This window comes from Acidobacteriota bacterium, from assembly GCA_016712445.1.
In the GTDB taxonomy this organism is placed as follows: Bacteria; Pseudomonadota; Alphaproteobacteria; order Caulobacterales; family Hyphomonadaceae; genus Hyphomonas.
In genome coordinates this window covers 18130-39486 of sequence record JADJRB010000013.1, presented here as the reverse complement: position 1 = coordinate 39486, position 21357 = coordinate 18130, and the positions used below count along the sequence as shown (strand labels likewise).

The following is a 21357-nucleotide window of genomic DNA, read 5'->3' as shown; positions in this document are numbered from 1 at the left end:
CACGGTGCGGGTAGAGGCCTCGTTCGATAACGTCACGTATTTTCCGATCTCGCGCGATGTGACGTCGGCGTTTTACTCGGCCTCTCTGCCTGGCGCCTTCGCGATCGAACGGGCGAACGGCGTGTGGCCATACGTGCGCATCCGGGCCGTGGCTGTTAATGCGGCGTTCCCCATGACGGTGAACTATTCCGGTGGCATCTGGCCGATCGGCAATGTGTTTTTTGCTGGCGATCGCTTCTTGGGCACGGGGCCATCGGGCGCCGAACAAAAATACACCTTTGGGGTGTGCGTCTTCGCGCCGTGCGCGGTCCTGCCTAATGTCACAAACAAGGTGATCGTTACCCAAGGCGTCACTTTGTCCAAGTGCTACATTGCGGCCAAGACTGCACCAACGGGCGCCGATCTGACGGTGCGTATCATGAAAAACGGCGCCACTAACATCTTTCCGGGCGGCTCTCCGCTCACTCTGCCGGCGGGTAGTGTCGGGCCTGCGTCCACTACCAATTTCGATTCGCCTGGCCTGGTGGAAAACGACGTTCTTACCATCGACATATTGCAGATTGGATCGGCGATTGCCGGCCAGGATGTTTCGGTGGTTTGCGTAGCTCAATACTGAAAGGGTTTCCCATGCTCGATAAATCGCTGTTTCGTTTTCTCGCTGTTCTTTCCTTGCTGCTGTGTTTGTGCGGCCAGGCCTTCGCCATCGAATACGCCACGGGCTCCCGTGCGAACACGACGGTAACGCAAATTACTGGCACTCGCACCGAAGCGGTGCAACTCATCGAACCAGTGCTCACGGGCGTGGGTTGGACTGCGGTAAGTGGCACTGGCACGGGCGACGTGGTTTTGCAATCGGCCACCACGCCGCAAGGCTACACGATGCGAATTCGCCTTTACGATCCGGGCGCCGGCTCCTGCTTCCGAATCAAACCAGGAACGGCGCCGGCACTTCGTCCATGACGGGCGATTTTTTCTTGCTGCCTGCGGCGGCGCGCGTGTGGCGTATCGTGGCCAATCAGTACCAGTTTTTCATTTATGAGAACGGGACTAACGGGACCGTTTCCCGGCGGTTCGCTGCTGCCGGCGTGCCATTCGTTCCGACTTGGAATGTGCCTTTCGTCACGAACTCGACAGTATGGGGAATCAGCGATGGCGATGCAGACGGAAGCGGCACGGCGCGTTCCACATGGCGCACCTGTCCAAGCTATATCGGCTGTTCGGTTTCGGCGTCTCATGGCAACGTCTACCAGTTGAACAACACGGGCTCGATCGAAGGGACCAACGTAAACAACAACAGCCAGGGCGCCGTGCGTTTCGTGTTACCGTTTTCGGCTCAGATCAGTAGTTCTCTGTCGTCTTCCAATGGTGGGCGGCGGTTCATGGATGATAGCTGGTTCATCTCTGACGCTTGGATTGCCTACGACACTGCGGCATTCACCAATGAGGCCAAGGTTGTGGGCATGGCTTGGGATGCGCTCTGGATCGTCCAGAATACGCTTACGGCTGATACCACGTTCACCTTTGACGGTCACACGTTCATCGTGATAACCGTTCCGAACACAGCCAGCACAACGGCGCAGCACGGCCAATTGTGCATCCGGGTTTCTTAGGAAGTTCCTAGAATTGTAGGAGAGGGGGCAACATGCAAAAGGTTTCGAGATTTCGCCTGGCGGTGGTTCTGTTCTTGTGTATGGCGGTGCTGGCGGCTCCGATCGCGGAGGCCTTCACGATTGTTTCGGTTACGATCATCGCGCCGTTTGAAAACACGGTAACAACAGATTTGAATTTCCAAACTGCGACGGGTGGCGCGCTGGGCGCCAACGTCGGGCGCGGCGTGCCAGGCATGCCGGGCCATGCGCTTGGCGGATTGCGCGGCGCGCCGGAACGTTCCAAAGCGGACTATGCCTACTGAACACACATACGGGGCGCACGAAACGCTGATGCCGCGATCGGAGGGCCGCGCCGGGGCCACGATCACCATTCGTGTGCCTGTGCTCATCTTCGGCAATCTCCTAGCGGCGGCTCTGGCTGCTGGCGCCGCGCTGATGGGCGATCGAATCATGCAAGCGCCGGCGCCTTCGCAGGAACAGGCCGTGCGCGTGTTGACCGATCAGCTACAGCGGAACATCGGCGAACGGTTGGCGGTGGTAGAGCAAAAGGTAGACGATTTGCGCCAGGACGTGCGCGAACTCAGAAAAGAGGGGAAGCAATGACAAAGGGCGCGCAAGCGGGAATTGCGAGTGTGGCGGCTGTGATCGCCACGATGGTGCAGGCCGGCCAGATCACGCCGGCGGTGGGCGTTGTGATCCTGGCGGGAACCTCGATAGCGTCGTCCCTGCTGCCTTCGCTGCTTACCGGCAAGCGCAAGGGCGGGCGCGCGTCGATCGTCGGCCAGGTCCTCACGCTGGTGGCCGCGATCGCGGGCGCCGGCGATCAGTTGCTACACGTGGCGTGGTTGCCGGCAAACTACGCCGTATGGCTGCTGGTGGGCACCAATGCGCTTGGTGCGATCATGCCTCAATTGCAGGGGCGCAATTCCTCGGCCGCGCCGGCGGATGGTGGCGGCTCGTGAGTAAGCGCCTGGCCGATCTGCACGCCGAATTCAGGCCTATGGCCGAAGCTCTGCTGGCTGCGGCTAAGGCTGCGGGATTCGATTTGGTGGTGGTCGATACGTTGCGCACGGCTGAGGAGCAAGCGGAGCATTTGCGCATCGGAGCATCGAAGCGTAAAGACTCGCTCCACTTGCACGGCCTGGCGATCGACGTAGCACCACGGCCACTGATGAAGCTCAAAAATTGGGCGCCAGAACATCCTGAATGGTTCAGGCTGGGCGAGCTGGGCGAAGGCCTCGGCCTGCGCTGGGGTGGCCGCTGGAAAAGTCCGGTTGATAGGCCACATTTCGAGTGTCCGTTGGTGATGGAAAAACGCATCTTGCGTTCGGGGGCGAAGTGATGGCCTACGCGCTGACTGCGGCCTTGATGACTCCGCTAAGTTTGCCGGCGCCTCCTCCCTCGATCACTCACGACATGGGCCTGGAAGGGCTGGGCGCCTCGGCCTTCGCCGAAGCGATCGGGCGCATGGAGGGCTGGCCGATCGCCGGCACGCCGGCGCGCAACAATCTGAACCCTGGCAACCTGACGTGGGCGCCGTCTCGCTACTGCCAAACGGGCAAGGCCGGGCGGTTCGTCAAGTTCTGCACTGAGGGCGATGGGTGGGCCGCGCTGGAAAAGCAGATCCACGTGAACGCGGGCCGCGACCTCCCGCTATACGAATTCTTCGCCGGCAAGCCGGGCGTGATGCGGGCTACGCGCCGGCGTCTGATAACAACGATCCGGCCAATTACGCGCGCAAGGTGGCCGAATGGTTGGGCGTCACTCCCGAGACTAAAACGGCGGTGGCCTACGCCGGCGTTCCTTCACCACCTGGTGGCGGGCCTGGTTCGGACGTTGCCGGCAACGGCGCCGGGTCCTGGTTCGACTTCGACGCGATCGGCGATCGGGTAGAGGGCTGGTTCAGTTCCGCGATCGGTGGCGAGACTCCCGAACCGACTTTGCTCTATGCTGCCGGCGCGGCGGCTGCGGTCGGGCTGTTCCTGCTCGTCTCCGATTCCGGCTAGTGATATCGTCGTTGTGCGGGGTGGCGCAGTCTGGTAGCGCGCCGGGCTCATAACCCGGAGGCCGTGGCGTTCAAATCCCACCCCCGCAACCAAACTTCCTTGCTTGAGGCCTGGCGGCGATCGCCAGGCCTTTTGTATTGCACAATACAATCGAGTCTCTGCGGCGATCGCGGCCAGGTTGGGCCGTCATTGCCTGGCGTGGGGGCGATCGCGCGGCCTGGCCGGCGCCTGGCGTGGGAATCGCGATCGTGGGCGGCGCGCGGTAGCTCCAAAGGCTAGCGCGCCTGGCCGGAAACGCCGGCGTATCCGTGTTGCAACGGTCAATTAAAATTGACGGCGCCCTACGCGCGCGCGAGGGTTTGCCCTGTTTCGGCGCCGGTGGCCACCTGGTGGGAAATGGTGGTAACGCCGGCGGCGCCGGCGGCATGCAAAGGGGTTGCGATCGCGCGGCCTGGGAATGGCTGGTTATTCGTGGGTGGCGCTGCAGGCTGGCCGCGCCAAGGTAGCCGGCGGCGAACTCGGCCAGGTCGCCGATCTTGTTTGGGCAAGGGCTCCGGTTCGCCGGCCTGGTAGAGCAGATAGAACAGCGCAACGGCGGCGGCTGCGGGCGGCGATAGGAAGCGCGCGCCGGCGCCCATGGCCAGGTGGCCGAAGCTCGGGCGATCGTCCAGGAAGGGAAGCGCGCCAGGCTGCTGCATTCTGCCAGTATAGGCCGCTGGAAAACGAAATGGCCGGCGTTGCCTGTGTGGCGCCGGCCATTCGTTCATTCTCCTGCTTCAGCGGCCTGGTAAAGCGTGGATGCGTCCAGGGCCTTTTGGCAGACCTATAGTGCGGCCATTATAACCAGTTCGCCGGCGTCCACGTCGGAACAGTCCGCGCACGCCAGGTTTGCATCGGGCTTCGCCCATGCGTTGAGCGAACACAACGGGCACGTGAATTTTGCGCGCGTCTGCTTCTTCGCCGGCGCCTGGGCCTCTTCGTCGTCGTCTTCGCTTCCTTGCTGTCCAGCGGTGCGGGTGGTGGTGCGCGTGCCTGGCAACGCCGGCAAGGTGTCGGCCTGCCAGTCGATCGCCTGGCCGGATTCGAGCAACCTGGCGCAAACGCCGGCGAACAATCCGCCGGCCACAATTAGGTGCGTCATGTGGTCGCCTGTTTCTTTGCCACCTGGCGCGCCGGTGTCGGTCGGCTGCAACCCGATCTCGCGCATTTTTTCCGCCCATTGGCGGTTGTGGTAGCGGCCTCGGCCTGGCTTGCCGTGCTGCTGCTGCCACAAGTGGGCCATCTCATGCGCCAGGGTCGATAGGATCTCTTCATCCGTGCGGTGGAACTCGTCCGGGTTGAGGGCGATTTCATCCAAGCTGGCCGGGCCTTCGGCGGCGCCTCTGCGCTTAAATTGATCGCTCCAGAAATAGCCGTTGCTGCCGGCCTTGCGTTGCAGGGTGATGAGCACGGGGCGCAAGGTTCCGCCGAATAGTTCGGCGTTGAATAGATCGAAGGCGCGCTGGAGATTGTTGTACTGCTGGCGTGTCGGGTCGGTGGCTGTTGTGGCTGTTGTGGGCATGATTGTATTGTGCAATACAATCTCACGCCGGCCTATCGGGAATTCGCCCTAGTCGCCTTTGCGTAGTTTCCGGCACGCGGCGCACGTTACGAGGCTTTTGAATATCCGAATGCGTGAACTGTCCACACGCTTGCCGCATAGCGCTACTGTGGTGTTTTCCTCCGCGTTCCGGTTTACCTCCCGATCGCGCGGCGCTGGTGGCCAGTGAGTATCGGTCTTCAGGTACGGGCCTCGGCGTTTCATAGGGTGTTTACCTTAATCCGCGGCGCCTCACTGAAATAGAATTTTCTGGTTTCCTTTGAGCGCTACCAGGACCGTGAGGGCCTGGCGCGCCAGGCCGGCGGGGTACTCGGTTTCTAGGATCGCCTCGAAGGCCGCGCCGTCCAAAATTTCTGGCGCCAGGCGCGGGTGGAACGTGGCCTCTAGCGTGTAACCCAAGCGCGCATCGCCGGCGATCGCGGCCAGGTCGGCTTTCAACGATCGTGAACCGCATCCGGGGCATGCGGCCTGTTGCACGAACACGGCGCCGCAATGTTCGCACGTCCAAATTGGACACCATGGCGTTTCTGTCGATGCCATGCACATAAGTGGGCTGATGTACTCGAAGCGCTGTTGTATCAGTAATTTTATGGTGGTGTGCTCGATGAACTCGCGCGCGTCTTCCAGTAGCGCGGATGAACCGATGGAAACCTGGATAGCTCGAACGCTCATCGAATAGCCACACTGCAATTGCATGGGGCGATAGAGGCTCGTTTTCCGGTGCGGGCCTTGCTGATAAACAAACATACGCCGGCGTTCGGCCAGGCGGTGGCCGGCGGCGATCGGCTCCACGTCGAATTCGACGGCTTCCACCACGCGCGCCAGGTCGGGTAGATACTTCGCCTTCCCCATTAGCGGCGCCTCCGATCGCGCGGCGGGTTCTCGCGCAAGCGAATCATGGCCGCGCGCATCGCGGCCAGGTGCGCGGTTCGATTCTCTTCGCTGGCATCTTCACACCAACGATCGTAGGCCTGGCGTATGTCGCGCTGATTTTCGATCGGCAACGCAAACCAGCAACGCCGGCAAAAGGCAAGCTCGGGGGCTATCATCTCCTGGCAGTCGATCGCGCCGCACTTGTGGCGCGCCTGGCCAGGCTTCGGCGCCGTGGCCGCGCCGTTCCTCGTGGGCGCCGGGTCCTCTTCCTCGTCGCGTATGGCATCGTTCAGGTGTTGGATCGCTTCATTGAGCGAAGGCCGGCGCGCTGGGCTCATGGCGGCGGCGCGCTGGGCTTCCTGGCGGGAAATCTTCAGGGCTTGTATGGCTGTGGTCGGGGTCTGCATTTCGGTTTTCCTTGCTGTTTCAAAATGGGGGGCCTGGTTTCCTGCAGGGGCGTTATTGAAAACACGCGCCGGCGATCGCCAGGCCAGGGCGTTGCGAAATCAATTGGTCTTGGAACGGCGCCGGGCGGCGGCGCGTTGCGCGGTCTGTTCGTTGTTCTTGGTCGCTGTTGTGATGGCCTCTAAGCGTTCGGCCTCGCGCGTGAGCGCGGCCAGGTTTGCATGGTGCGAGACTTCGCGCCAGGCTTTAAGAATCGCGCGCCAGGCGCCGAAGTGCTTCAACGCCTCCGCGCACGTTGTGCAGAGGTCGCTACCTCGGAACCAGGCGCACGGCGGGTTACAGGGCTCCCGATCGGTGCATCCGCACACGCGGCATTTTACGTTTCCGTCTTTGTCGTATTTCATGGCCGGCGGCTCTTCGATCGACGCTCGGCCACGGTGGGGGTTCGTAGCGTGCGTTTCAGTTCGGCCAGGAATTTTGACTTGGGCGCCGGCGCGTGTTCGGCGAAGGTCCGGGCCTGGCCTGCCGTGGTGAGGCTGGGCGCCGTGGTCCATATCTTGCATGGCCGCATCCGCCTGCACATCTTGTTTGCCTTCTCGTGCGCGATCTCCCACAGCACGAAGTAAGGGCCGTCCGGTTGTTTGTAGTGCGTGAAACGGGAAACGGCCAGGACGCGATTACCGCACCTGGGGCAATCCTCCTGGCCTAGTAGCTGGCTGGTGGGCATGGCGCGGCCTGGTCACTCTGCCGGCGGCGCGTCTGCCGGCGGGATAAATTCGGCGTCGATCGCGCTGGAGATTTTGGCAATAGGCCGGAAGTTGATTCCGTTGCCTTCAAATCCAAGGTTGCGGCCAAGAAACGAACCATTCTTGGCGTGCACCACGAGCAACGCACGATCGGCGCGGCATGCGGCCTCTGCGGCCACTGGCGAAATGGTCGCATTGTCGTCCACTAGCTGGCCGTTCTCTGATTCGATGGTGAGATCCGGCACGCTCATTGACGCCGGCGGCGGCTCGAACAGTTGCGCGAGTTGCGGCGGTTCACCTGGTCGGCCAATCGCCAGGCCGATGGGCTGCGGGCCGTTGCCGCCCATCATGCCTTTCACCATGAGCATGGCTTGGTTGAGGCCGGCGGCTAGGTCGGGGTCCATTCCGGGCGCGCCGTAGACGATTTTCGCTTGCTCGGTCTGGTGGCGTTCGTACATCTTGTTAATCGCGGCCATCGCGGCCACGCTGCTGGTGTACTGGCCGATCTGCCTACCACGAAAAAAGGCGGCGTACAATTCCAGGCCATCCGGGCCGGCCACTTCTCCCAAGGCTTCCTCCGTTGCCGGGTTTGCGCCAATTAGGTGATCTAGCTTGCAATCCGAGTTCGCGCACTTCCTACCGTTCCACTCCAGTGCGGCGAACGCGGGCGCGGGGTTTTGGTTGGGCTCTGTCAGCATGGGTCTATTCCTCTCTGTCGTCTTACGGTTTCAACACTGCCTCGTGGATGCCGTCCACGCGCGGGCCATCGTCCTGACTGCACCACTTCACGCCACCAACGCGGATTTGTATGTCCTGGTCGATGAGGTTGGGATAGTGCAGTTTCCAGTAACCTGGCGATCGTAGAAGGGTGTCGGCGCCTTCCATCGCTTGTTCCTGGCTGTGGGCTACCACTGAAACCTTTTGCAATACAGGCTTGCCGGCGTCCACGTCTTCATGTTTCCGCGCGGTGCGAATCTCTACGAACACGTCATAAAGGCGGGCGGTTAATTTGGCCATTGTGGGTTCGTCCTACTTCCTGGTTTTGAAACGGCGCCAGGTGCCGGCCTCGCACACGAGCGGGGTTTTCCCGTCGTATCCGAATATCGGGCCATCGGCCTGGCAGACGGCGCCGGCCTTCGCTACCGTGTCCATGCGTAAGGCTTTGCGCCTGTACTCCTCTTCCATCTGCGTTATACGCCTCTCGGCCTCGTATTGCAGCATAGAGTTAGTGTTCATCGCCTCTTCGGAAATTCGCATGGCTGATTCCCTCGCCAGGTCGATCTGTTGGCGCATGTCCGCAATTTCTTCCTTGCTGCCGGGCATGCGGAGTCTGATTTCGTCCAGTTCGGATAGGACCGTCTGAAATTGTTTTTCCAGGCCGTCCATACGCTGCGTGGCCGGCGGCTGCTGGGCCATGGCGCGGGCGCGCGCGGCCTCGATCGAACCGATGGCCATTTGGGCCTGGGCTATCTGCGCTTGGGCCTGTAGCTGGGCCTGGCTTAGTTCGATCCACATGCCGGCGCCGTCGCGGCGAACGGCCACGCCTAGATTGCTGCCGATGTAAAGCTGGTGCGAATTTATGATGGGGTCAAGGCTCGGGTGCACCTGGCCGTTCTCGACGCGCACAAGGCCTACGGGCATTGAAAAGGCCGGGAATTGGCGTTGGCCGGCTCCCGATGTCTCCACGATGCAATTGGAGCACTGCACCATCGTGGGGCGCGTGGTCTGCACCACGATGCGTTGCGGGCGCGATAGCGCGGCGCCGGTGAAGGCGGGCGCCTGCAAGTAAACGTAGAGGTCATCTTGCCAGGCGCCAGGCGTGAGGGTGACAACGGCGGGCGCCGTGAACGTCGAAACGCTAATGGGGTCGATCGTCTGCGGCGGCGTCAGATTGAAATGAGCGTAGCAGGGCGCGGCGGGTGTCCAGGCCGCGCCTATCGTCACGGTTTGCGGGCTCGATCGCGTGAGCGGTTCTCCAGGGCACCATGCGGACTCGGGCGAAGTGGTGCGGATGCCGGTGATCTGCTCGGCGCGCGGCGTGGTCTGTGCATCGGCGATCGCCGATGCAATCCACAAGACCAACGCGCCTTCGGCGATGAGTAGAGCGAGGGCTACTAGATACCGCTTCACTCGCGATACCTCACGTTGATGGTGTCTCCAGGTTGTGGCGCCCATTTGGGTACGAATGTCACCACCAGGCCGGCCAGGGCTGTAGTCATCCGGCGCCGATAGGTTCCATCCGTTCGATGAGATTTCAAGCGAATTGCCCACGGGCGCCGTGGGTAGGGTTACGGTCGTTCCGGCCACTGTCGGCTTGAACACAATGACGCGATCGACCAACGCCGGCGCCGTGGCTCTCAGGGTTAACTGGTTGCCGTTGGCCGCATCGGCCACAAGCTGCAAACTGGAATCGAGACGGGCATAGGCCACGCGGCCATCTGGCGCGATCACGGATACAGTGGCGCCGGGGAACACGGGCGCCAGGTTGCGCGGCGCTGGCGTCGTCTGAGCGTACAGCGCGATGGCCACGGCCACGGTGGCCAGGGCGGCGCCTATCTTGGGAAGTTTCATTGGTTGATTATCTCCTTCGGTCGTTTTGTGGTGACGCGCGGCGGAAATTCGCCGGCGCAATCTCGGTTCGGGTGCCATCGGTTGCCAAGGCCGCATCGTTTGCACTTCATCGTGCTTTCACTTTCGCGCCAGGCGAATTTGATAACACCCCACGCGCCGGCCTGGCGTCCGTTGCGCAGAAACACGGCGGCGCCGGGTTCGCTAAGTGTCCACCAGGCTTTCAAAAAACGCATCAGGCGCGATGAGGGTAAGGGCTGCATGCTTCACTCTGTCTGATAACACTAGCGCGGCCACGTCCACGATGGCTACTTGGTCGCCGGCCAGGTTGCGCACTTGGACCGATGCCACGGGCGTGAACGGGGCGAAGCGCACGAAGGCCTGGCCGATCGTGCGCACTTCCTGGCCGTGCATCGGGCCTTCGCCTTCCACTCTGCATTCGGCCTGTGAATCGGTGCGAAGGTTCCACCATGTGCATATCCGGTGTGCCTTCTCGATTTTTGGCCATATTGGTGGCCGTCTTGCCTTGCTCATGCTTCCACGGCTTTGCAATGCGTGAGGCCTACGCATCCGGCGCGGTTGGTGATGTGCACCACGGCGGTATGGCCGGAAAGAATATAGGCCATGCTGGTGGTGTTTCCGGCCACAAACTCGTTGATCCCCAGCACGGGCTGGAATTTCACGGCGGTGCCGATCGGATAGTGTTCATTCCAGTAATTCACCTGTGCGTTGAGTTCGTCCATGGTTGGCTGTTTGGGTCTTTGTTCCATCGTTGCGGGCTCCTTAGTGCTGTTCTCCCACTGCGGCTAGATAGTGGGGGTCCATTGAATATTCGCGGCCACCTACGAGCGCGCGCACGATTACGCGGGGCAGGGGTTCGCCTTGTTCGCCCATCGTCACTACAGCGGGGTGGGCAATCTCGAAGTAAGCGCCAGGCGGGCAAAGGCTCTGCGGCCTGGCTGGGTCGCTACCATCCCAAATGTAGAGCAAGCGGCCTGATTTGTTCGATTCGTTGAAGGTGGCCACGTATCCGCGTGTGCGCTGGATCGCGGCGGCGTGAGGGTGGCCGCGTAGCTCGGGGTCGATTAACTCCAGGCCTTGCAAGTCGGCCTCGTACATTCCCGCGCCTTCGTTGTTGGTGACGGTCACAACGGCGCGCCAGGCGCCCGCGCGCTGGGTTACGCGCGCCTGAGAAATTACGCTCACTGTTCTGGAGCGTTCAAGGCGTTTAGGGTCGTAGTGCCAGATTGCATGCTGTCCGATCCGCACGCCTTGGTTCCATCCATCGGCGTAGGTTTGCATGAGTTCGCGGCGGCTCTGGCTGTCGGCGGCTTCCTCCGCGCTGCATTCCTCGGGAACTTCGACAGCGGCGCGGCCTGGCGGATTGGCGCGCGGGTTCTCGTTTTGCAGTTCGCTACCCTTGCGCAATGCCCACTTAGCCAGGCGCGCCAGGTCCCTGGCTATAATCTTGGCCTCGCGCGGCGTGAGCACAAGGGCGGGCAATTCGGGAATCACGATCGTGGCGGTGGCAAAGTCTTCCTCCGATCGCTTTTGGATGCGGGCGCGCATGTTGTCTTTGTTGTCGGTGCGCTTCCAAATTGGCCGGCAATCTATCACGGCCTCGATGCCGGTTAGGTCGGTGCGCTTGCTCGTGATCGTGGCGCGGCGGCGAAGTACGCGGCGCCTGGTCCCTACTCTCATTTCGTTACCTCGCTGGTGGTCTTGATTGTCTTTATGGCCGTGGCCAGGTCGGCCATGGCGGCGCCGTGGCTGAGTAGGTCTTGCGAGTTCATGTTGTGGTGCTTGGCCGCGTGCACGGTTCGCAGTGAAACGAACACCTGAAACTGGCGGGCGTCTTTCGCCTGCAAGTATTCCTCGATCAGTGGCAGTAGGTTTCTAAGGTCCGTTTGCCACTTCACTAGCTTGGCCTCTTTGGCCTTGGCTGCTTTTACGCGCCGGCGTTTGGCCGGGTCGGCGATTGTGCGCAAGGCCGGCCATTCTCCTTTTACGTTCCAGAGTGGGCGCGGGTGTTTTTCCTTGCTGAGTCGCGCGCGTAGCCTTTCGAGTTTGCGCACGAGGGCGTTGGCGGTGCGGCGGTTAATTTTCATCGTCTTGATCTTTCCGGGGTGCGATCGCATCCAACAATTCCAGGCCGTAGTAAAACCGCGTGCGCAAGGCCTCGAACGTGCCGTGGCACTCGCGGTTTGCGTTCTGGAGACTGGCGCCCAATTGGCTGATGGTCCCAAGCTCGGCCAGTAGGCGGCGGTAACTCTGCACGTTGGCGTCCACGCCGTTTTCTGTCGGGTAGCGGTTGCGGGCCTGCGCCAGGTCTACCGGATCGGGCGGCGTGGCCATCGCTCTTAGGCGATGCTGGGCGGCTATTTTACGCGCTGTGGCCATGATGGTTACTCCTTTCCTCCGTTGAGTTCGCGCCAATGGGCCATGAACATGCCGTAGGCGGTTTCCCACGGCGCCGGCACGATGCGTTCGGGTAGTGTCGGGCGATCGTGCCAGGCGCTAGGCCGCAAGTCCCGATCTTCGGTGTAAAGCACCAACAGATCGGCCTCTTTGATTTCACCTGGCCACGGGTAGATGAGGCCGAAGCGCTCGGCAATTACGCGCTCTATTCGTTCCTCGATCTCGCGGAATCCGGCCAGGCCAGGCTGAACCTTGATCGGCCTGATTAGGTCGCCGGTGTAGGCCTCTGCCGCATCGTGCAATAGCGCTTCCCGTTTGTAGCGCGCGTCTTTGACCGTATCGGCCACGATGCCGGAATGCTGGGCCACTGAGTAAAACTCGAAGGTGTGGCCGTTGAATCTGGCCGTTTTGGCCAGGGCTGATGCAATATCAGCGATAGATACGTCTTCTGGTCGCGGGCGCGCTGGGTAAAACTTGATCCCGCTGCGAGTCATAAACCATAGTTCGTTCGGATTGGGCGGTACGCTGGCTGGGTGCATATTTTCCTCACTGATTGGCGCCATGAGGGGGCGCCGGCCTGATCGCTGGCGGCAAAGCTACGGCCAGGCCGGCGTCGGCTCCGCAATGGCGGTTACGGGCCGAAGTTGGGCGGTATCAAATGATTCCGCGTTCCTTAAACTGCGCTTTCAGCGCGGTTAGTTTCTTCATTTTCTCGTTGTCCGGTTCTTTCCCCTCGGGGTGGTACTTCGCCAGGGCGTAGCGGAATCCCATAGCCATGACTTCCTGGTATAGGGCGAACTCCTCGGGGTCGATCTCGACGGCGGGCCGCGTGGTTTGCGCTTGGTTCGGCCTTTGCGGCTGTTGTCCCAAGGCTTCATCCATGAATTGCTCGATGCGGTCGAAAAAGTAATCCAGGCCGCTGGGCTTCCGGCGCCGTTTCTTGCCTGGCATTGGTTACGCGGCCTTGGTTGTGGCTCTCGGGGCCTTGGGGGCCTTCATGCCCTTCGTGGCAACGGTGAGCAATTCCACAAGGTAGGCATTGAGCGATCGCAGGCCGCGCTGGCTTGCGGCCACGCGGGCCTTGCCCACGAGGTCCACGGGTAGCTTAATATGCACGGTCTGGAGCGATACGGGCGCGGCGGCGCGCTTCGCGGTTTTGGATGTAATGGATTTTTTGGCCATACGGGAGATTCTACGCCTGGCCGGTGTCGGTGCGCAATAGGCCGGCGGCGCCAGGTTTGCGGCCAGGCCTGGCCGCGTGTTAGCCTGCGAGTGCAAAAGGTCCGTGGCTGGGCCTGGGTCTAAAACGGCGCCGTCCAAACGTAGCAGGCTGGGCGGCGCCGTTTGTCGTGTATGCTTATCCCATGACCCATACCCTAGTTGTCCGTTATGGCCACGTCATCAATGAAATGGCCGAAGCTGAAATGGAGCGCCGGCTAGATCGGGCTCCCGATCGCGTGCAATCCAGGGAAGCAAACGCGCTTCGCCTGGTCGAATGGGATTTTCCCTCTGATGGTGAGGCGGCGGCGGCGCTGGCCAAAATGCCACAAGTGCCAGGCTTCACCTACATAGTGGGCGATTCTGAAATTTTGCCACCCGCGCCGGCGGCGCTAGAGGCGCCTCCCGATGAATCGGCGGCGCTGGCGGAAACGGTGGCCGAAGTGGCCGCGCCGGTCGATCTGTCCAGCGTCGGCGGCGCGCTTCCGCTGGTAAAAGTACCAATGGGAAATTAGGCCTACTGCATTCGATCCCCTTGTGCTATCGTTTTTCGATGAGTCCTGGCCATCCGTAGGAAGTGGCCGGGTTCTCCTCCGAAGACGATTCATACTCACTAACACGCCGGCGGGTCCTTTCCAGTTTGGACACGCCGGCGATTTTTTATTGCTTGTGGATGATATGGCCACTCGGATCGACCACGCGGCAAACGCGGCCAGTGGCGGCGGCTAACGCGATCGCGGCGCCGATCGCTTGCGCGCGGTCGGGCGTTTCACCGTGGAAGTACCAATATTCCCGATATTGGCATCGGTACTCGATTTCGTACATTCCCCGCATTCTACGCGCCTGGCGCGCCAGGCCTCAAGTCGGCGGTGGATGGTGGCCGCGCTCGTGTTGTATGTCCGGGCAAGCTCCCGTAGGCTCCTGCCGGCGGTGGCCTGTTCGTCCAGGTGTTGCATGTTGAGAACGATCGGGCGCGGGCCTGGCCGTTTTCCTTGCTCTTTGCTTCGCGCCAGGCCGGCGTGAATCCGTTCCTTTATGCGCGTGCTCTCCAGCTTGGCGAACGCGGCCAGCATGCCGGTTAGCAGTTCGCCGTAAGGGCCGCTGGTGTCGATCATCGGTTCCTGGAAGCTGCGGTATTTTACGCGCCACGCGGCCAGGCGTTCCAAGTGCTCCATGGTCTTGGCCGTGCCTTCGCGGCTGAATCGGTCAAGGCTCCAAAACAGAACGATGTCGAATTGGCCGCGCGCGGCGTCGTTCATCATGTTCTGGAATTCGGGGCGCCGGCTGTTGGTTCCCGTGGCGTAGTCGTCGTAGACTCCCACCACTTCCCATTGCTGGCGTTCGGCGTATTCGTTCAGAATTTGCCGCTGATAGGCCGTGTTCTGTTCGCCGGTCGATACCCTCAGATAGAGAACGGCGCGCATTTAGGACTCTCTGGCCAGTGTGGCCTGCGCTTCACTCAGTTGCCGGCGCGCCAGTTCAATGCGTGATCCAAGCGGCGCGTTAGGGCTCACGTCATCGCCGGCGGCGCACTTCATGGCGGCGTGAGACTCCAGTGCCTCTAACAGTAGGGCGATGCGATCGCCGCTCATGAGTACGCGCGCGCGGAAACCAACGATTTCGGCTTGCGGGTCGGTCATACGATTTCCCTTCTCGTCCACGTGATGGCCAATCGCCACCACGGCATGAACCAACGAAACGGGCATGTGTCCAGGTGGAAATTTACGCGGGGCGGAATGCTGGCGCGGCACATAGAGCAAAAGGCCTGGCCTGGCTTCTTTTCCCATCCACACGCGCATCGCCTCGAATAGAGGATGGTTACGTGGTTGGGGTTTCGCCCGATGTAGTGATGCCGCGCCAGGCGCATCAACGGGGTTATGGATGTGGCCACATTTCCGCCTGGTTGTCGTCGGCGTGTTTCCACGTCTTCATCGTCACGATGCGGTAAATCGTGTTTCGGCTGACGTTGTAGGCCTTGGCCAGGATGGCCGGGCCGTCTCCCTGTTTGCGGCGGCGGCGGATGGCCACCACCTTTTCGCGCGTGAGTCTCTTTGCTTGCGACATTGGCCACGCTCACAAGTTGCCAGTTTCCCGCGCCGATCCAATTGGGAAGTGCGGGCCGTCATCACGGCGGTTTGCAAAAAACTCGCAACGGATGGTGGGTAACTCGGTAGACGGCGGGAATTCCAGGAACGCTTCGTAGAGCGCCGGGCCGAACGCTTCAGCGATCTGGTAGGAGTCGAAGGCCGCGCGCGTGCCAAGATAGCGCGGCGCGAATTGCGGCGGGCCTTGCCCCGCGTTGAAGCTGGCCGGCTCCAATAAGTACACGTGCACCATGAAGGGCGCGGCGGGCTCGGCCATCATCTTGCGAAACGTGGCGAAGGTCACAAGCTCGGCATGCCTCCATGATTCGCGCGCGGTCTGCAACCTGGCCGGCTCAACGGGGAAGTTAAACCCTGGATCGGTTGCGCGCCGATCGGGCGCCACGGCGCGCGTGGCCGGGCCTTCGGCGGGTATCTCCAGCGTGCACTGCGCCACGCTTTGCTTGCCTGGCTCGGCTCCCATGTTGGCGAGTATCACGCGATAGATACCACTCCCGAATTGGTGCTCGATATCGGCTTGCGTGGTCGGGCCGAACAATTTTTGGATGTAGCGCGGCGCGCCAGGCGTCGGAACGATCGGCGGCGCCAGGCGGTAGATATACACGAGATGGCGAGTAAAGGCCTCTGCGGGAACGGTTTGCAGGTGCTTGAAAAAATCCGCGGTTGGCCAATTCAGGGGCGCGGCGGCGGCAAAAAACGGATGTTCGCTTGGCTCGGGCGCCGGCGTGCGCGATCGCTTAACGGCGTTCATGATGGCCACGATTAGCGCTATGGTCACAGTGGCCACGATTATGGCAATGCTTACTTTGTCGGTCATGGGTCTAGTAGTCTTCCTTGCTGTGTTTCAGTGCGGCCTGGCGAAGGCCTGCACGGTCGTTATGGTTTCGTTTTCGCCGGCGATCATAGGCGATCAGCCGGCGGATTGCGCAGTAGCAGGCCAGGCCTTGCACGAATCCAATGATCCATCCTGGCAACTGGCCGGCCAGGATGGCCACGGCCTTTTCTATAGGCTCCATTCTTCATCCCTCTCGATGGCATTAACGAGTGCGGCGTAGCGGTCCACGGCTTTGTGGCCGGCGGCTAGGATCGCGCGGGCGCGCTTGTCTCCGTTGAGGCTTCGCCCGATCAGTTCGATGGCCACGCGGCATAGTTCACCATCCTGCCATGCGAACTCGCCGGGGTAGAGTTCGCAGTACAGGCGAAAGGCGCCGGTGGCGATCGTGCCAGAATTCCCTAACCATGTCCGCACCTGGCCGATGTCGCGGCCTTCCTGGATTGGCCGGCCTTCCGGGTTGTCGTGCCATAGGTAGACGGCGCCGGCGCGGATGTCGCGCGCCGGGTGTCCAAGCGCTTCATAGAGGTCGATCACGTCGCGGTGTTGGTGCGTGTAAGTTGGCGTGATCTCGTTTTTCACGCGCCGGCCTCTTTCGTGATTTTGATTCCTCGGGGCAGGCGTTCGACGTTCAAGCGGTTGGCTATCGCCTCGCGGGCGTCCACTTCATTGCAGGCCATAACGCTGCCATCGCCGTGGTTTGGCGTGGTGTAGCTGAATTTCACTTTGGGGCGGTAATCGTAGGCCGTCTTTCCAAGTTTCTGGAGGATCTCGGCGCCGTTGGTGATGAGGCCTGAGATTCCAACATGCGCCAGGACGTTGGCCGCGTAGCTTGCGGCCAGGCGTTCGGCCTCGGCCTGGTCCTCGATAAAGTCGGCCAGGATGGCCACGGCGGTAGCACGCTGGCCGGGGTGGGTGTCTGCTTCTCCCCATGCGAATGGCGTTGTGCTGGTTAGTTGAACTGTGATCGGTCGTTTTACCCAATCGCTGCCCTTTCCAAGGCCTTCGCATCGGTGCTTGGCTTTTTCTTTCTCGGTGAAGTGCAGTTCACATTTCGGGCAAATGTGCATCTTGCGGATGCGCTGAATCGTGGCGCCGATCGGCGTTCGGAGTAGCGCGTAGGTGGTTTCTTGGTGCTTCATGTTTCGGTCCTCTTCGTGGCTGGTTTTTTGGTGGCGAGTAGCGCGGGGCTCTCGAAAGAATAGTGCACGTGGGTTTCGTATGGCGTCTCGCGGCCACAATCGGCGCACGTCAGCTTATGCACGCCGGCGGTGTATACGCCTGGATCGTCGAAACGGTCGGGCGTGTTTTGGTGGCCACAATGGTGGCATCGCACGCGGCGCGGGTGTAGCACTAAGCCATCGGTGAAACGGTCCATCGTGGTACAGGCGAAGCAAAGGCCGGCCACGCCGGATTGATCGGTGCGCGGGTGCTTGCACCTGGTGCAAATTTCGCCGGCAAGCTGCCTGGCCAGATTGTAGGCTGTCCAGTCGGTTTGTCCGCTGGTGTCGGTGAAGTCTTTATGGCTCACCATGGGCGGCGTGCTCCTTCTCGATGTGGGCGGCAAGGGTGAGGGTTTCCGAATGCAAAACGATATAGGTGGGCTGTCCGGTGCGCGTTCGCCAGTGCCGTACAAACACCTTGCTAAAGGCGCGCGTGGTGATGAGTCGCGCCATGATCGCGCGGGCCTTCGCCGTGGTTCGGGCGCGCACGCTTCGTTTGGCCTCCTGGCCTCCGATGTAGACACAAACGATTTCAAAATTTCCATCCGGGCTCGAATCGAATTCGGCGGCGTGGTAGAGGATAAATTCATCGTTCCAGGTGAAGCATTCCGGGTTCTGTGGAACCTGGCGAAGGCGGGCGGCTGCTTCGGCCTCGCGCGGTTGTTTCAGTTGGTTGCGCTGCATCGTCGCGGCGCCTCGGCAACGCAACGTGGTGGCGTCGATCTCGACCATGCGCGGCTGCGCCAGGTTCTTGCTTCCACCTTCGTGCGCTACGTTGCGGCTGAATTCGATATGGCACGGCACGCTTGCATCGCTCAAGGCGTCGGCCAAAAAAGCCATAAGGTTATTTCCTCCGAGGTATCCGGGCGCGGCCTTCCGTTTGAAAGGGCACTCCGCGCAAATGTCGGGGCGTATGTTCATCGTCGTAGGTCCTCGATATCGTCGGTCATCGGTTCGCCGCATCCGAACACGGCGCCAGGCGGCGGCGCGATCGCGGCCAGGTCTGCGGCCAGGCTGGCGTCGGATTGGGCAAGCTGCCGCAACGCGGCGGGGGTTCCCACAAACGCCAACGCTAATTCGAGCGTATGCGGGTGTAGTGTGGTGGCTGGTTCAAAAGTGCTATGGGTCATGTGGACATTATGGCCTAGTTTGCGCGGTGTTTCAAATCAGGCTTTAGCCTGAATTCGCAACGCGGCGGGGGTTCGTTGAACAGTTGCACGGGTCGATCGTGAGATCACTCCAGGCCGTGATGGTGCCGTGGCACTTTGGGCATATAGCCTGGTCGATGATTCGCCGGGGCGCGGCGGGCTCGGGCGCCGGCGGCTGTTTTGGTTCGGGCTGTTTGGCTGTTGTCTTGGTTAGGCTGCGCTGGCAGAGTTCAAGCCATTGCGGGTTTTCGCGGCGGATGAGTTTTCCTTTCTGGCAGGTACACCATTCAATTTCGGCGCCGGCCTGCCTCACTCCGGTGTCCTTGCATTGTTGGCAGAGGATCGGCGGCGGGTTTTTGATGTAGTCGGGCGTTTGCCAGGTCTGTAGCTGCTGGCCGTTGGTGGACCATGCGGCGCCGGCGGCGGCAAGCATTACGGCCTGGATGGAACGGGCGCGGCTGGCCGGGCTCGTCTGATGGTAGGGCGCCGTGGCCGCTGTGATGCCGTAGCAGGCCTCTATGAGGTCGTCTCGGTCCTCTGGCTTCATGGCGCGAATACGGCGCCAGGTTGCGGCCTCTAGTGAGTTTTCATCGGGGCGTTGCAGGGCGCCGACTTCTCGCCATAGTTGGGTGATAAAGGCGGCGCGTTCGCGGTCGGTGGCTTGCTTAGGCTCGGCGTCGGGTGGGGGTTCCTGGCCGGTGTGTTTGGCGAGTACGTCGCGAAACGTGGCCAGGCCTGGCCATCGGTCGAAGTTGCGCAGAATTTCGGCAACGGCGGCGCGGGCTTGCTCGATGTCCTGGCATGTCCGAATCAGACTAGCACACTCGGCCAGGGCTCCCTGGCGTGGCCTGCTGCGAAGGTTGCGGAGGGGCGCCAGGATTTCGTTAATCGGGTCTGTGTGGCTGTGCATCGGGTCTACCTCTTGCTCGTTCGGGATTGCGCGGCCAGGTCCCTAGCAAGGCGCGTGGTGCCCCCCCGCCGGGGGGGCTCAGGGGGGCGCCTCCCCCGTGAGGGGGGGGCTAAGGGGGAGAGATAAATCTCTTTCCGATTCTGATTTAGCACCACCACGCGGTGCACCACCTGGTCCACCTGGCGGTGGGGCGGTTGCTCCACCACGCGGTGCACCACCTGGTCCACCACTTGGTGCACCACCTGGTCCACCACGCGGTACGGCGGCTGGTGGGGTAACTGGCCGTGGCTGCTGCTGTTGTTTGGGCGCGGCGTCGGCGCCGGCGTTACGCCGTTCATAATCCTGGCGGGCCTTTTTCGATCTGTTCACGCGCTCCATGTGCTTTTGGTATTCGTGCACCATGATGGGCGAATAGAGAATGCCGGCCTCAGTCCGCATAAGCGCCTGGTTGCGCTCCAGGTCCCAAAGGCACCACCTGGTGGCCTCGGGCGTAAGCTGCAAACGATCGGAAATCTTGGTTTCGAGTGAGGCGGAATGCTGGGGGTGGGTTCGCTTTGTGTTCGCACTTTCTGTTTGACCACGTGCACCACCACGGCGTGCACCACCTGGTCCACCACTTGGTGCACCATCTGGTCCACCACCTGGTGCACCATGCGGTCCACCGTTTGGTGCGGCGCCTGGTCCGGTCGCGTAGCTGTCCGGGTTACTCCAATCCGGTTCGGGCGGCGCCGGGATGTCGGATTGTTGTATCGAAAGGTGGCCATAGGGTTGGCCTTCGGCGCAGATACACATAACGTCAATCAATGCCTTTGCGAGATCGGATGGCATGCGCGAATTTGGGGAGAGAGCATCCAATCGGCAATCGGTATCTGTAGAAATGGCCGTTTCATGTTCGGGTGTTTTCCTTGCTACTGCTGCATTGATCGCGGGGCCTGGCCGATGCGTTCGCGGATGTCCTGTAAGGCTGTCTGAAGGTTGGGGGAAGTATCTAGGCGGGTGGCAAGCTGGCTGGCTAGCACGGGCATTGTGGCGATCGTGGCCAATAATTGCTCGATGGCATCCACGCGGGCCGTGAGTGCGGCCAGGTGATCGCCGGCGGCTTCGCGGAACAGATCAAGTAAACGGGTTTCGGTGATTCCACCGTGGCGCCAGTAGGCTTTGCGGCATGGCTCTTTACAGAACTCTTGCCAGGATACGGTGGGGGTGAATGGCTTATTGCAGTTTTTACAGCGCTGTTTGGTGCTGTCTGCCTTCTTTTTCTTGGATGGCAAAGGGGTGCTCCTTTCGATTCAATGCGTCTACGCAATTCGTAGACGCATCTACGGAGCAAAATTATCCCTTATTTCGGTCCCTCTGGCAATCCGGGGACTAAAGTACCGTTTTCGGCTGGTTCTGTTGTACGGGCGCGCCTGGTTCGGCTGGGTCTTCGTTGTGGATGAAGTTCAATAGCTGGGTGGCCATCGTTTCATCTGCCTTTACCAGTGTCGGCTGGTTGAACTCGAAGTGCTGAAACACGGCGAAGGTCTGCGCGATCGCGCCTAATACGGATACGGTCTGCATTTCCTTCTTATGGAAGTTGTGAAGGTGGGCTAGCATCGCTTCGCCGGCGTTTCCGCATAGCGCGCTTGCTGCCTCCTCGGGCGATTGCCCCACGATCGTGATGGGCGCATTGAACAGCACGGGGCGCCGGCAAACGGT

38 protein-coding genes and 1 tRNA gene are annotated in these 21357 nt (G+C 61.4%); 10 read left to right on the top strand and 29 right to left on the bottom strand.

The genetic code is table 11. The features are described from left to right. Nucleotides 1-4: 4 nt before the first annotated feature. The 9 genes from IPK75_20520 (at nucleotide 5) to IPK75_20480 (ending at nucleotide 3708) form a co-directional block, all read left to right on the top strand. Entirely contained in the window at nucleotides 5-616 is a 612-nt protein-coding gene (locus IPK75_20520; GenBank protein ID MBK8200728.1) for a hypothetical protein, read from the top strand. A gap of 11 nt (nucleotides 617-627) precedes the next feature. Beyond that, entirely contained in the window at nucleotides 628-960 is a 333-nt protein-coding gene (locus IPK75_20515; protein ID MBK8200727.1) for a hypothetical protein, read from the top strand. Then, on the top strand, nucleotides 957-1610 hold the full coding sequence (locus IPK75_20510) for a hypothetical protein (GenBank protein ID MBK8200726.1): 654 nt from the start codon (nucleotides 957-959) through the stop codon (nucleotides 1608-1610). The genes IPK75_20515 and IPK75_20510 overlap by 4 nt, the downstream gene beginning before the upstream one ends. Nucleotides 1611-1642: 32 nt before the next feature. Next, nucleotides 1643-1912: a hypothetical protein gene (locus tag IPK75_20505; protein ID MBK8200725.1), complete on the top strand. Its 270-nt coding sequence runs from the start codon at nucleotides 1643-1645 to the stop codon at nucleotides 1910-1912. Next, a complete protein-coding gene (locus tag IPK75_20500) occupies nucleotides 1902-2213 on the top strand; it encodes a hypothetical protein (protein ID MBK8200724.1) in 312 nt (103 codons plus the stop codon). Before IPK75_20505 ends, IPK75_20500 begins: the two co-directional genes overlap by 11 nt. A gap of 29 nt (nucleotides 2214-2242) precedes the next feature. Further along, nucleotides 2243-2572, top strand: a complete 330-nt coding sequence (locus tag IPK75_20495) for a hypothetical protein (GenBank protein MBK8200723.1) — start codon at nucleotides 2243-2245, stop codon at nucleotides 2570-2572. Next, entirely contained in the window at nucleotides 2569-2952 is a 384-nt protein-coding gene (locus tag IPK75_20490; protein ID MBK8200722.1) for a M15 family metallopeptidase, read from the top strand. The genes IPK75_20495 and IPK75_20490 overlap by 4 nt, the downstream gene beginning before the upstream one ends. 400 nt (nucleotides 2953-3352) lie before the next feature. Then, nucleotides 3353-3616: a hypothetical protein gene (locus IPK75_20485; GenBank protein ID MBK8200721.1), complete on the top strand. Its 264-nt coding sequence runs from the start codon at nucleotides 3353-3355 to the stop codon at nucleotides 3614-3616. A 14-nt stretch (nucleotides 3617-3630) separates the two neighbouring features. Further along, a tRNA-Met gene (locus IPK75_20480) sits at nucleotides 3631-3708 on the top strand. Between the two features lie 249 nt (nucleotides 3709-3957). Here IPK75_20480 and IPK75_20475 read toward each other — a convergent pair. The 16 genes from IPK75_20475 to IPK75_20400 form a co-directional block, all read right to left on the bottom strand. Further along, complete coding sequence (locus tag IPK75_20475; GenBank protein MBK8200720.1) at nucleotides 3958-4314, bottom strand: hypothetical protein; 357 nt, start codon at nucleotides 4312-4314, stop codon at nucleotides 3958-3960. Nucleotides 4315-4439: 125 nt separating this feature from the next. Then, nucleotides 4440-5177, bottom strand: a complete 738-nt coding sequence (locus IPK75_20470; GenBank protein ID MBK8200719.1) for a SprT-like domain-containing protein — start codon at nucleotides 5175-5177, stop codon at nucleotides 4440-4442. Nucleotides 5178-5447: 270 nt separating this feature from the next. Beyond that, nucleotides 5448-6068: a hypothetical protein gene (locus tag IPK75_20465; GenBank protein MBK8200718.1), complete on the bottom strand. Its 621-nt coding sequence runs from the start codon at nucleotides 6066-6068 to the stop codon at nucleotides 5448-5450. Then, the gene (locus tag IPK75_20460; GenBank protein ID MBK8200717.1) at nucleotides 6068-6496 is read right to left on the bottom strand and encodes a hypothetical protein; all 429 of its coding nucleotides are present in this window, start codon (nucleotides 6494-6496) and stop codon (nucleotides 6068-6070) included. The genes IPK75_20465 and IPK75_20460 overlap by 1 nt, the downstream gene beginning before the upstream one ends. A gap of 99 nt (nucleotides 6497-6595) precedes the next feature. Next, the gene (locus IPK75_20455; GenBank protein MBK8200716.1) at nucleotides 6596-6898 is read right to left on the bottom strand and encodes a hypothetical protein; all 303 of its coding nucleotides are present in this window, start codon (nucleotides 6896-6898) and stop codon (nucleotides 6596-6598) included. Nucleotides 6899-7233: 335 nt separating this feature from the next. Further along, complete coding sequence (locus IPK75_20450) at nucleotides 7234-7938, bottom strand: hypothetical protein (GenBank protein ID MBK8200715.1); 705 nt, start codon at nucleotides 7936-7938, stop codon at nucleotides 7234-7236. A gap of 22 nt (nucleotides 7939-7960) precedes the next feature. Next, nucleotides 7961-8257, bottom strand: coding sequence for a hypothetical protein (locus tag IPK75_20445; protein ID MBK8200714.1), 297 nt, complete (start codon nucleotides 8255-8257; stop codon nucleotides 7961-7963). Nucleotides 8258-8269: 12 nt separating this feature from the next. Then, the gene (locus IPK75_20440) at nucleotides 8270-9811 is read right to left on the bottom strand and encodes a hypothetical protein (GenBank protein MBK8200713.1); all 1542 of its coding nucleotides are present in this window, start codon (nucleotides 9809-9811) and stop codon (nucleotides 8270-8272) included. Between the two features lie 201 nt (nucleotides 9812-10012). Then, the gene (locus IPK75_20435; GenBank protein ID MBK8200712.1) at nucleotides 10013-10342 is read right to left on the bottom strand and encodes a hypothetical protein; all 330 of its coding nucleotides are present in this window, start codon (nucleotides 10340-10342) and stop codon (nucleotides 10013-10015) included. Then, entirely contained in the window at nucleotides 10339-10551 is a 213-nt protein-coding gene (locus IPK75_20430) for a hypothetical protein (GenBank protein MBK8200711.1), read from the bottom strand. Before IPK75_20430 ends, IPK75_20435 begins: the two co-directional genes overlap by 4 nt. Nucleotides 10552-10591: 40 nt before the next feature. Beyond that, nucleotides 10592-11377, bottom strand: coding sequence for a hypothetical protein (locus tag IPK75_20425; protein ID MBK8200710.1), 786 nt, complete (start codon nucleotides 11375-11377; stop codon nucleotides 10592-10594). 128 nt (nucleotides 11378-11505) lie between these two features. Next, complete coding sequence (locus tag IPK75_20420) at nucleotides 11506-11916, bottom strand: hypothetical protein (protein ID MBK8200709.1); 411 nt, start codon at nucleotides 11914-11916, stop codon at nucleotides 11506-11508. After that, nucleotides 11906-12208: a hypothetical protein gene (locus IPK75_20415; GenBank protein MBK8200708.1), complete on the bottom strand. Its 303-nt coding sequence runs from the start codon at nucleotides 12206-12208 to the stop codon at nucleotides 11906-11908. The genes IPK75_20420 and IPK75_20415 overlap by 11 nt, the downstream gene beginning before the upstream one ends. A gap of 5 nt (nucleotides 12209-12213) precedes the next feature. Continuing rightward, nucleotides 12214-12789, bottom strand: coding sequence for a phosphohydrolase (locus IPK75_20410; GenBank protein MBK8200707.1), 576 nt, complete (start codon nucleotides 12787-12789; stop codon nucleotides 12214-12216). 91 nt (nucleotides 12790-12880) lie between these two features. Next, nucleotides 12881-13177, bottom strand: coding sequence for a hypothetical protein (locus IPK75_20405; GenBank protein ID MBK8200706.1), 297 nt, complete (start codon nucleotides 13175-13177; stop codon nucleotides 12881-12883). 3 nt (nucleotides 13178-13180) lie between these two features. Continuing rightward, entirely contained in the window at nucleotides 13181-13408 is a 228-nt protein-coding gene (locus IPK75_20400; GenBank protein MBK8200705.1) for a hypothetical protein, read from the bottom strand. A 182-nt stretch (nucleotides 13409-13590) separates the two neighbouring features. Between IPK75_20400 and IPK75_20395 the strand changes: the two genes are divergently transcribed. Further along, complete coding sequence (locus tag IPK75_20395; GenBank protein MBK8200704.1) at nucleotides 13591-13959, top strand: hypothetical protein; 369 nt, start codon at nucleotides 13591-13593, stop codon at nucleotides 13957-13959. A gap of 210 nt (nucleotides 13960-14169) precedes the next feature. On the opposite strand, the gene IPK75_20390 is transcribed toward IPK75_20395, so the two are convergent. The 13 genes from IPK75_20390 to IPK75_20330 all read right to left on the bottom strand — a co-directional run bounded on the left by IPK75_20390 (nucleotide 14170) and on the right by IPK75_20330 (nucleotide 21339). Further along, nucleotides 14170-14868 (bottom strand): recombinase family protein, encoded by a 699-nt coding sequence (locus tag IPK75_20390; protein MBK8200703.1) that lies wholly within the window; start codon nucleotides 14866-14868, stop codon nucleotides 14170-14172. Then, entirely contained in the window at nucleotides 14869-15150 is a 282-nt protein-coding gene (locus tag IPK75_20385; protein ID MBK8200702.1) for a hypothetical protein, read from the bottom strand. A gap of 169 nt (nucleotides 15151-15319) precedes the next feature. Beyond that, entirely contained in the window at nucleotides 15320-15508 is a 189-nt protein-coding gene (locus IPK75_20380; GenBank protein ID MBK8200701.1) for a helix-turn-helix domain-containing protein, read from the bottom strand. Between the two features lie 9 nt (nucleotides 15509-15517). Further along, the gene (locus IPK75_20375; protein MBK8200700.1) at nucleotides 15518-16363 is read right to left on the bottom strand and encodes a hypothetical protein; all 846 of its coding nucleotides are present in this window, start codon (nucleotides 16361-16363) and stop codon (nucleotides 15518-15520) included. 4 nt (nucleotides 16364-16367) lie between these two features. Beyond that, nucleotides 16368-16541, bottom strand: coding sequence for a hypothetical protein (locus IPK75_20370; protein MBK8200699.1), 174 nt, complete (start codon nucleotides 16539-16541; stop codon nucleotides 16368-16370). An 8-nt stretch (nucleotides 16542-16549) separates the two neighbouring features. Then, a complete protein-coding gene (locus IPK75_20365) occupies nucleotides 16550-16960 on the bottom strand; it encodes a hypothetical protein (protein ID MBK8200698.1) in 411 nt (136 codons plus the stop codon). Beyond that, complete coding sequence (locus IPK75_20360; GenBank protein MBK8200697.1) at nucleotides 16957-17520, bottom strand: hypothetical protein; 564 nt, start codon at nucleotides 17518-17520, stop codon at nucleotides 16957-16959. The genes IPK75_20365 and IPK75_20360 overlap by 4 nt, the downstream gene beginning before the upstream one ends. After that, the gene (locus IPK75_20355) at nucleotides 17517-17912 is read right to left on the bottom strand and encodes a hypothetical protein (protein ID MBK8200696.1); all 396 of its coding nucleotides are present in this window, start codon (nucleotides 17910-17912) and stop codon (nucleotides 17517-17519) included. Before IPK75_20355 ends, IPK75_20360 begins: the two co-directional genes overlap by 4 nt. Next, on the bottom strand, nucleotides 17899-18441 hold the full coding sequence (locus IPK75_20350) for a hypothetical protein (GenBank protein MBK8200695.1): 543 nt from the start codon (nucleotides 18439-18441) through the stop codon (nucleotides 17899-17901). Before IPK75_20350 ends, IPK75_20355 begins: the two co-directional genes overlap by 14 nt. Nucleotides 18442-18518: 77 nt before the next feature. Then, a complete protein-coding gene (locus IPK75_20345) occupies nucleotides 18519-18731 on the bottom strand; it encodes a hypothetical protein (protein MBK8200694.1) in 213 nt (70 codons plus the stop codon). A gap of 43 nt (nucleotides 18732-18774) precedes the next feature. Then, entirely contained in the window at nucleotides 18775-19659 is an 885-nt protein-coding gene (locus IPK75_20340; protein ID MBK8200693.1) for a hypothetical protein, read from the bottom strand. A gap of 908 nt (nucleotides 19660-20567) precedes the next feature. Then, nucleotides 20568-20930 carry a hypothetical protein gene (locus IPK75_20335; GenBank protein MBK8200692.1) on the bottom strand — a complete coding sequence of 121 codons (363 nt, stop codon included), beginning with the start codon at nucleotides 20928-20930 and terminating at the stop codon, nucleotides 20568-20570. Nucleotides 20931-21027: 97 nt separating this feature from the next. Next, the gene (locus IPK75_20330; GenBank protein ID MBK8200691.1) at nucleotides 21028-21339 is read right to left on the bottom strand and encodes a hypothetical protein; all 312 of its coding nucleotides are present in this window, start codon (nucleotides 21337-21339) and stop codon (nucleotides 21028-21030) included. Between the last annotated feature and the right edge of the window lie 18 nt (nucleotides 21340-21357).